This window comes from Novosphingobium sp. (genome assembly GCF_036733805.1).
Lineage (GTDB): Bacteria > Pseudomonadota > Alphaproteobacteria > Sphingomonadales > Sphingomonadaceae > Novosphingobium.
Window position 1 is genome coordinate 39,691 of the sequence record NZ_DAIMZT010000020.1, and the last position, 9,634, is coordinate 49,324.

Sequence of the window (9,634 nt, forward strand, 5' to 3'; positions counted from 1 at the left end):
CACGAACCCCAACGAAAACGCCCGCCGGTTCGTACCGGCGGGCGTTTTCGTTGGGGCTGGCCTTTGTCGCTTCAGGGCGCCATTGGAGGGATGCGTGTCGGCGCCGGACGCGGTGAGGGGCGCGATTGCGGCGTGGCGGCATTTTGCCCCGCCCTTAGTCCCGGATCGGACGCGCGGTTGTCCTGGCCGGTGGCCCGGTTAAGGAAGTCCTCGCCCGCCGCGGGCGGCGCGCCGGGTCCGTTCTGAGGGCCGTAATCGGGAACCTGCGGCGTTCCGGGGCCTGGTCCAGGTCCCACGGAGCCATCCTCGTAACGCGGTTGGCCATCCGGACGCGTACCGTTCTCCGGACGCACCAGATTGCCGTTCTCGTCAACGTAATAGTAATCGTCCGGATTGCCTTGAAGCTGCTCGTCGTCGGGTTCCAGCTGCCATTCAGGCAATTGCAGCTTGGTGTCGAACTCTTGCACCGGGCGGTTGGCGACGGCGACTTTCATGTAATCGGCAAAGGCCCGCGCCGGAGCATGGCCGCCCGAAAGGCCGGGTACGGGCCTCGCGTCGTCGCGGCCCATCCATACGCCGGTGGTGATCCCGCTGGAGAAGCCCAGGAACCAGCCGTCCTTGTTCGAACTGGTCGTGCCGGTCTTGCCTGCCACCGGCCTTCCGATCTGCGCGGAGCGCCCGGTGCCGGTAGCGACGGCGGTCTGCAGCAGGTCGGTAATGCCCGCCGCGACGTTAGGCGGCACCAGAACCTGCCCCTGCACGGACTTGTGTTGGTAAAGCACTTCGCCCGAAGTCGTCGTCACCTTTATGATGCCATAGGGCTCCACCGAAGTACCGCCGGCGGAAACCGCCGCGAAGGCGCGCGTCATGTCGATCAGGCGCACATCGGAAGTTCCCAGCACCATGGCCGGCTGGGTGTTGATCGGCGTTGTGATGCCAAAGCGGCGCGCCATGCTGGCGACCGTGCCGAAGCCGACCTCATTGCCAAGCTGCGCGGCGACAGTGTTCTTGGAATAAGCGAAAGCGGTGCGGACATCGATTGCGCCCGCATAGGAACGGCCAGAGTTCTGCGGGCTCCACCCGTTGATCGTCACCGGTTCATCCACCACGCGGTCTGCCGGGGTATATCCGGCTTCCAGCGCGGCGAGATAGACGAACAGTTTCCAGGCCGAGCCGGGCTGGCGCACGGCGGCGGTGGCGCGATTGTAATTTGAGTTCACGTAGTCGGTGCCGCCCACCATTGCCAACACGGCGCCGTCGCGATCCACGCTGACCAGTGCGCCCTGCGCGCCTTTGGGCACGTTACTGTCCACCGCCGCCGTCGCCGCCCGCTGCATGGCGGGATCGAGCGTGGTCCAGACCTCGATCGGCTCGGTGGTCTGCGGCAGCAGCATGTCGAGCTGCGGCAATGCCCAATCCGTGAAATAGCGGACCGAATTTTGTCCCTTTTCCCTGGCGATGTTGACATGGGTAAAGTCTACATTCTGCGCCTCTGCCTCTGAGATGGCGCCGTTCTTGGCCATCAGGTCAAGCACGACCTTGCCGCGATCGATCGCGGCATTGATATCGGCGGTCGGCGAGTAGTTTGAGGGCGCTTTCACCAGGCCCGCGATGATCGCCGCTTCCGCCGTCGACAGCTGAGTGGCCGAATGGCCGAAGAACTTGCGGCTGGCCGCATCGATGCCGTAAGCGCCGCCGCCGAAATAGACCTTGTTGAGATAAAGCTCGAGAATGTCGTCCTTGCCGAACTTGCGCTCCAGCGCCAGCGCCAACACCGCCTCGCGCGCCTTGCGGGTGAACGAGCGGGAGTTGTTGAGGAAAATGTTTCGGGCAAGCTGCTGCGTGATCGTAGATGTCGCCTTGGCGCGCCCACCCGTGGTTAGCGAGACATAGACGGCGCGGGCGAGGCCGATTGGATCGACGCCGGGATGATCGCGAAAGCGCCGGTCCTCCACAGAGACCATGGCGTCCTTCATCACTTGCGGTATCTGGTCGTAAGGTAGCCACTTGCCATAGCTTGGCCCCAGAGAGACCAGTTCCGACCCGTCGCGCGCGCGCACGACGATCATCTGGCCGTTCTGGCTGCTTTTGAGCGCGTTGTAATCCGGCAGCTCCCGCTCAGTGAAGAATACCGCCGCGCCCAGGAAGATCGCCCCCAGCAGCGCCACGGCGAAGCCCCACACGAACAGCCCGCGCACCATGCGCAGCCAGAGCGGTTTTTTCTGAGATGTCGAGGAAGAACCGCCTGAGTTGCGGTTCCGGCCGGAATCTTTGGCCATGTGTTAGGTGCAAACCCCTCTTGCAGACACCGATGTCCGGTCGCTCCTACACTTTGCACGGGGATTTGTAACCCGAGGTTAACGGTGATCGTCGGTATGCCTTCGATGTCCGTCGAAGATGCGTGGGATCGTTCGTTTGCCGGCCGCGAACCGCGCGATCTATTCCTCGGGTTTGAAATCCAGCGAAGCGCTGTTGATGCAGTACCGCAACCCGGTCGGCCCTGGACCATCGGGAAAGACGTGGCCAAGATGGCCGCTGCACTTCGCGCAGGTCACTTCGGTACGGATCATGCCATGCGACATGTCGCGGTGTTCCTCGACCGCTTCACCGGCCACGGGCGCGGTGTAGCTGGGCCAGCCCGATCCGGAATTGTATTTCGTTTCGGAGGAGAACAGCTGCGCGCCGCAGCCGGCGCAGAAATACATGCCGGGCTGCTTGTTGCCCTCGTACTTGCCGGTGAACGCCCGTTCCGTGCCCGCTTCGCGCAGGACGTGGTACTGCTCCGAGGAAAGCTTCGCTCGCCATTCGGCTTCCGTGAGGTTGAGCTTGTCAGTCATCGCGTCGTTCTCCTTGCGGCCGGGATATGGCGGCGGCGAAAGAGGTTTTCCAGAGTGAGCGGATGTCGGAGGCGCTCTCGAACGCAGACAATTTCGTGCTAACCCGCACCGGCCAGGCAGAGTCGCCTCGAAATTGGCGCAAGTCCAAGATCTTCTGGAATGTCGCCGCCCACAATGGAGAAAAGATCGATGGAGCAACCGCATGAGAGGATCGCGCTCCGTCAGGGACCCGGTCTGATCTGGGGTATCGACTTCGCGGCGGGCGAAAGGCGTGACGTCGACAATTGCGACAGTCCGCATACCGGCTTCCTGCGCTGGCTCCATCTTAACCTTGCCGATCATGGGACGCGGCTATGGATCGAGACGACGCCGGAGCTTTTACCCGGCGCGCGCGAGATACTGCTCTCGCAGGACAAGCATCAGCGCGCGCTGGTGGAGGGGGAAACGGTCGCCTGCGTGCTTCACGACTTCGAGCGGGACTTCGACGTGCGCGATACCGGCCGCATCGGGGCTCTGCGCATCGTGCTAACGCCGAATCTGATCGTCTCGGCCCGTCACCACCCCATCGGATCGGCGGATATTGCCCGGCGGCGGCTGCGTGAAAGCGATATTGTCACCGCGCCGGCGCGGGGGCTTGACTTGATCGTAAGCGCCATCCTCGAAAACTTCGGGCGCGTGATCGGCAGTCTGTCCGCCGAAGTCCAAGTGGCCGAGGATGCGCTGGTCGAGGAGCGACAGGTGCCGAACAGCCATCGCCTGATGGACATTCGCCGCCGCCTGGCTCAGCTCCACCGCATGCTGGAAGGCATGCAGAGCGTGTTTCGCCGCCTGGAACTTGACCAGGACCTGCCGGGCACGATCCTGCCGACCGTGGAAAAGCTGTCGCAACGCGTGCATGGCGTGGACGGCGATATCCAAAGCGTGATGAGCCAGCTTCGCGCCGTGCGCGATGAGATCAACGACCAGTCCAACCTGAGGATGAACCAGAACCTCTACATTCTTTCCGTCATGACCGCGCTGCTGCTGCCGACCACGCTGGTCACCGGTATCTTCGGCATGAACACCGGCGACCTGCCCTTGACGGGTCATGGCGGCACCATCGGCGCCAGTCTGATCGCCGCGGCCTTTGCCTTGGCGACTTACGTGTTCCTGCGAGGACGAGGGTTCTTCCGTTAGGTTGATCGGCGCGGTGCGTCCTGCGACAGTTCCGCTATTCGTTGGGCGAGCGTCATCTGCCCGAGAACCCGCGCTTCTTCTATGCGCGCGGCCGCGATGGAGTCGCCGGGAGCGAGGCCCGCGCCAGGGTGGCACATGACCAGATGCGCACGGGATCCATGTTCGAGAAATCGGGGCAGGCGGTCTGCGTAGGAGCCCCGGAAATCGTAATGCCCGGCAAAGCTCCGATTGGCGGCGATCCCTGCTCGGGCCAGGGCGCGGCACAGACCCAGCGAATGCAGCGTTGAGCCCACGGCCTTCGCGCGGAAGGGGCGCGCCAGCATGGGAGATATTCCGTCGGCGGGCACGCGAACCCAGGCGTCGGGCGCGTGACGCTTCACCGCCGCGATGACCAGCTGCCGCATACCGGGATAGACATGGACATGCTGATGGGCATCCACGAAGGCGGGAGGGCAGCCGCGTGCGCGAACAAAGGCTTCGAATTGGCGGTCTATTTCCAGAGCGAACTCGGCGAGGTCGATCCGCCGTGCCAGCAGCAGCAACAGCAATCTGTCCGGCCCCGGCAACTTTCCTTCCTGATCGAGGCAGGACATCCGCGTGATGGGGCGCTCGCTGGTGAGAACCAGGTGCAGGCCGACCTGGACATGGCCGAAGGCGCCGCATTCAACCTCTTCGATACCTTCAAGCATTCGCGCATCGTCGGCCCAGTTAGGCATCGCAGCCATGCAACTCACCGCGTTGAGACAGGCTTTTCGGGCGAGGGCGGCGATTGTCGTGCTGATTTCCCGAGTCAGCGCAAAATCGTCAGCGCAAAGAATCAACCGTGAAGACACCGTACATCACGCTCCAGCGAGGCCGTGTCCTGGCGACGCAGCCTCTCGCTCGACAGTGCGCGTGCTCGCAGTCTGGGGGCGAGAAACTCATGAAAATAGGCCACGCGTTCCGAAGGGGCAGTGGCATGATAACGCACTTGCTCGATCAAGGTCCAGCCCGTGCAGTTGACCGAACGTGGCCGCTGTGAGGGATGGCACAGGAAATCGCGACCATAGGCGATCTGGCCGTGCAGGGCGATCCGGGCCATAACTTCGTGATCTTCCAAAACCCAGTTCCAGATCGCTGGATCGAAGCCGCCGCAGCGTTGCAATGCCGATGTGCGGAACACCTGACTCGCGCCGCCATTCAGGCATTGCTGTTGCAGCAGCCTGGCCGTGAGAGACAAGCGCAGGCCGGCCATGCGAGCGGCCCATCCGGCCGCGCCAAGATCACAATTGGCGGCGATGGCTGCGACGGCCCCAGGCGTGGAAAGCAGGCGCTGCCCAACGGTAAGATAATCAGCAGGATAAAAAGTGTCGGCGTCGCACGTTGCGACGAACTCGGTCGCGACCTCTTCCAGCCCGCGCTGCAGCGCGGCCACTTTGCCGGGCTGGGCTTCGCGCACATGAGTGGCGCTTAGCCCGAGGTCGTCGCACAATTGGCGGGCAAGCTCGCTGCTGCGATCGGTAGAGGCATTGTCGACCAGAATGAGTTTCAAACGTTCATGCTGTGTCGCGATACTTCTTAGGACGAGCGGCAGAAAGGTCCGCTCGTTATGAAAGGGTATTACCACGGTCCAGCGCTCGCCATCGTCGCCGGAACGGACATCTTGACTTGCTTTTCGACGGACGCTTCCCGTGATTGCGCCCGGTGGATATCTGACCTCGGTGTGAATCATTGCCGCTCCTCTTTCCCAAAGACGGCGCAGCGGTCGTTGAACCTCATTTGCAAATTCGGGCATTCGCGGTTTGCTGTAAGCAGGATGTAAGGCAGCGATCCTAGGCGCGCGGTCGCTTCACGAAAGTTGCCGCATGTCCGTGCCGATCCATGATTCCCCCGCCGCCGATCCGGTCCGCCTTCCCCGCCACGCGCAAATACGGCTACTTGCCATCGCGGCAGGCATTCTGGCTGCCGTGTTGCTTGTCATCTGGCTGGTCGCTGGCCTTTTCCATCATGCGCCGGCGCCGGCGCCTGCCGATCCACCGGGAACCTTTCGCCCCACCGCAGAGCAACTTCGATCGCTTTCGCTTGAGCGCATCGGCTCCAGCGTTACCGGAAGCGTGACGACGGCCACCGGTACGGTCAGCGCGGACGGCGATCTGAGCACGCCTGTGCTGCTGCCTTACTCCGGACAGGTCGTGCAGGTGCTAGTCGATACGGGACGGGTCGTTTCCAAGGGGCAGCCCCTTTTGATGATCCGCACCAGCGACTTTGTGGATGCCCGAAATACGTTGTTCGCGGCCGAGGCCACGTTGCGTTCGACGCAGGCGCAATTATTGAATGCGGAGCGTAATGCGGAGCGGGCGAAGGCTCTCGCCGAAACGGCCGGCGGTGCGCGCAAGGATTACCAGCAGGCCCAGACTGATCTCGCCGCCGCGCAGGCGCAGGAACGCAGTGCGGAAGCCGCAACGGGTGCTGCGCGTGATAAGCTTGCGATCCTGGGCAAGTCGGGCGCCGAAATCCGTCGGCTGGAAAGCGTGCGCGAAGTGGTCGGCCTGCATGAGGTGACCACGCTCCACGCGCCGATCGGGGGCACCATCGCAACTCGCGACGTATCGCCTGGCCAATACGTTCAGGTGGGCGGCGACAAGCCGGTCTTCACTATCACTGACCCCACGAAGGTCTGGCTTGTCGCCCAGCTGCCGGAAAGCGATGCGTCCGCCGCTCATGTCGGTGACGGCGTCGACGTGACGACGCCGGCTTATCCCGGACGCGTGTTCCATGCGACGATCGATACCGTAGGCGCCGGGATCGATCCGGCGACGCACCGCCTGCCGGTCCGCGCGACGATCGCCAACCCGGATCACGCGCTGAAGCCGCAGATGTTCGCCAGCCTTACGATCCGTCACATGACGAGCGAGCCCCGGCTTTACGTGCCGGCCACTGCCGTCATTCACGAGGGTGACAGCGCCCGGCTCTGGATATTGCGTCCGGATCACCGGCTTGAGGCGAGGGGCGTGCGCACGGGGGATGAGCAGGGCGGCCGGGTGGAGATCGTCAGCGGGCTAAGGTCCGGCGAGACCGTGGTGACCGGTGGCGCTATCTTCGTCAATGAAGCCGGGATGGGCTCGTGAATCGCATTCTCGGCTTTGCGCTGCGTCAGCGGCTGCTGATCGTCGCCATTTTCGCGACCGTGCTTGTCGCGGGCGGCTTTGCATTCGCCGCGTTGAATATCGAGGCTTATCCCGATCCAGTTCCGCCGATGGTCGAAATCGTCACTCAGACTGAAGGTCTTTCGGCTGAGGAGATGGAACGCAATGTGACGATTCCGATCGAAGTCGCAATGGCTGGAATACCGCATCTCACCACTGTCCGCGCGATTTCGCTGTTCGGTCTTTCGGATGTTAAGGTCCAGTTTTCCTACGATCTGAACTTTCAGGAAGCGCAGCAGCTGGTGATAAACCGCCTGTCGCAGCTTCCCCCTCTTGCAGGCGGCGCTCAGCCCACGCTTTCGCCTACCAGCCCGGTGGGCGAGATCTATCGCTATCGCATCGTTGCTCCTCCCGGCTATTCGGTGATGGACCTCAAGACGCTGCAGGACTGGGTGCTCCAGCGACGGTTCAAGCGTATTCCCGGCGTTATTGACGTCACCGGGTGGGGGGGCAAGCTCCGGACGTATCAGGTTACGGTCGACAACGACCGGCTGGTGGCGCACGGGGTTACGATCTCTCAGGTAATGGCGGCGCTCGGCAAGAGCGACAGCAATGTTGGCGGGCAGACGATCAACTTCGGCGCCCAGGCCGCGATCGTGCGCGGCGTCGGCCTGATCCAGTCGCCGTCAGGCATTGAGAACGTGCTGGTCGGCATGGCAGGCGGTGCGCCGGTGTTGCTGAAGGACGTGGCGAAAGTTTCGATCGGAAATGAGCCGCGCCTGGGCATTGCGGGTTACAATGGCCAGGATGACATCGTCCAGGGCATCGTCCTGATGCAGCGCGGCGCCAAGTCCATGCCGACGATCGAGGCCGTGCAGAAGGAAGTGGCCGAAATCAACGATTCCGGGGTGCTGCCGCCAGGCGTGCACCTGGAACGGATTTACGACCGGTCCGACCTTATTCACCTGACCACGCATACCGTGATGGAGAACCTGCTGGCCGGGATCGTGCTGATCTTTGCGCTGCAGTGGATATTCCTCGGCAACCTTCGAAGCGCGCTGATCGTCGCGGCGACGATTCCGTTTGCACTTGCCTTCGCGGTGCTCATCCTGGTTGCGCAGGGAGAGAGCGCCAATCTGCTTTCGGTAGGCGCGCTCGATTTCGGGCTTGTGGTCGATGCCAGCGTCATCATGGTGGAGAATATCTTCCGCCACATGGTTGAACGCTCTGCGGCGGTAGAGGCCGGGCGCGGGCACTATACGCCGGCCAACCGGCTGAGCGCCATCCTGCACGCCGGTTCGGAGGTGAGCCGCGGAATCTTCTTCGCGGCCGCGATCATCATTGCCAGCTTCATTCCGCTGTTCACTCTCACCGGCGTGGAAGGTCATATCTTCGGGCCGATGGCGAAGACATATGCCTATGCGATCACCGGCGGCGTCATCGCGACTTTCACGGTGGCTCCGGTACTTTCGGCAATCCTCCTGCCGGATCGGCTGTCGGAAGTGGAGACCCGCCTCGTCGCCTGGCTGCGCCGTCGCTATGAGCCCGCCGCCGCTTTTGCCCAGGCGAACCGCGTTCTGACCTTCGGGGGCGCGGCGCTGGCGCTGGTAGTGGCGTTAGTGGGCGTGCGATCTCTCGGCATCGAGTTCCTGCCGCATCTGGAGGAGGGGAACCTCTACATCCGCGCCAGTCTGCCGCCCTCGATCAGCCTCGAGGCGGGGCAGCCGCTGGTGAATGCGGTGCGGCGAGACCTTGCCCGCTATCCCGAGGCGGTGTCAGTGCTGTCCGCACACGGCCGCCCGGATGACGGCACCGATGCGACCGGTTTCTTCAATGCGGAATATTTCGTGCCGCTTAAGCCGCACGGAGAATGGCCGTCCGGCATGACCAAAGAGAAGCTGATCGACCAGATGTCGTCCGAGCTTCAGAACAAGTATCCCGGCGTCGAATTTTCGTTCTCGCAGATCATTGAGGACAACGTGGAGGAAGCGGCCTCCGGCGTGAAAGGGGCCAATTCGATCAAGCTCTACGGCCCCGATCTGGCGGTCTTGGAAAAGACCGCGAATGCGATCAAGGCGGAAATGGCCAAAGTGCGCGGGATCGAAGATCTGGGCGTGTTTCAGTCGCTCGGCCAGCCGACCGTGCGGATTGACGTCGATCTTGCCAAGGCATCCCGCTATGGGCTTACGCCTGATGACGTCAATCAGACGGTGGCCGCCGCAATCGGCGGTTCTTCACCCGCGCAACTTTACGAACCGGGGACGGACCGCCACTTTCCGATCGTGGTGCGACTGCGGCCGGAACAGCGCGGCACGATCGATGCCATTCGCCGGATCACCATCGGGGCGCCTGCGCCTGACGGGAACGGGTTGATCCAGGTGCCGCTGTCGGAAGTGGCGAACGTGCGGCTGACCTCCGGCGCCTCGTTCATCTATCGCGAACACCAGGAGCGTTACATTCCGATCAAGTTCAGCGTGCGTGGGCGCGACCTGGGAA

At 63.1% G+C, this 9,634-nt stretch carries 7 protein-coding genes; 3 read left to right on the forward strand and 4 right to left on the reverse strand.

Going from position 1 to position 9,634, the window contains the following annotated elements:
* Nucleotides 1–71 precede the first annotated feature (71 nt).
* Both V7D69_RS07000 and msrB read right to left on the reverse strand, forming a co-directional pair.
* Entirely contained in the window at nucleotides 72–2,279 is a 2,208-nt protein-coding gene (locus V7D69_RS07000) for a transglycosylase domain-containing protein (protein ID WP_333605415.1), read from the reverse strand.
* 159 nt (nucleotides 2,280–2,438) lie between these two features.
* Nucleotides 2,439–2,837: a peptide-methionine (R)-S-oxide reductase MsrB gene (gene msrB / locus V7D69_RS07005; RefSeq protein WP_333605416.1), complete on the reverse strand. Its 399-nt coding sequence runs from the start codon at nucleotides 2,835–2,837 to the stop codon at nucleotides 2,439–2,441.
* A 189-nt stretch (nucleotides 2,838–3,026) separates the two neighbouring features.
* On the opposite strand from msrB, the gene V7D69_RS07010 reads away from it, so the two are divergent.
* On the forward strand, nucleotides 3,027–4,013 hold the full coding sequence (locus tag V7D69_RS07010; RefSeq protein WP_333605417.1) for a CorA family divalent cation transporter: 987 nt from the start codon (nucleotides 3,027–3,029) through the stop codon (nucleotides 4,011–4,013).
* Here V7D69_RS07010 and V7D69_RS07015 read toward each other — a convergent pair.
* Both V7D69_RS07015 and V7D69_RS07020 read right to left on the reverse strand, forming a co-directional pair.
* Entirely contained in the window at nucleotides 4,010–4,846 is an 837-nt protein-coding gene (locus V7D69_RS07015) for a ChbG/HpnK family deacetylase (protein ID WP_324064167.1), read from the reverse strand. The genes V7D69_RS07010 and V7D69_RS07015 overlap by 4 nt on opposite strands.
* Nucleotides 4,831–5,787, reverse strand: a complete 957-nt coding sequence (locus V7D69_RS07020) for a glycosyltransferase family 2 protein (protein WP_333605418.1) — start codon at nucleotides 5,785–5,787, stop codon at nucleotides 4,831–4,833. Before V7D69_RS07020 ends, V7D69_RS07015 begins: the two co-directional genes overlap by 16 nt.
* A gap of 70 nt (nucleotides 5,788–5,857) precedes the next feature.
* Between V7D69_RS07020 and V7D69_RS07025 the strand changes: the two genes are divergently transcribed.
* A complete protein-coding gene (locus V7D69_RS07025) occupies nucleotides 5,858–7,120 on the forward strand; it encodes an efflux RND transporter periplasmic adaptor subunit (protein ID WP_324063796.1) in 1,263 nt (420 codons plus the stop codon).
* Nucleotides 7,117–9,634 (forward strand): efflux RND transporter permease subunit (locus V7D69_RS07030; RefSeq protein ID WP_333605419.1); only part of this gene is annotated, 2,518 nt, incomplete at its 3' end. The genes V7D69_RS07025 and V7D69_RS07030, both read left to right, overlap by 4 nt.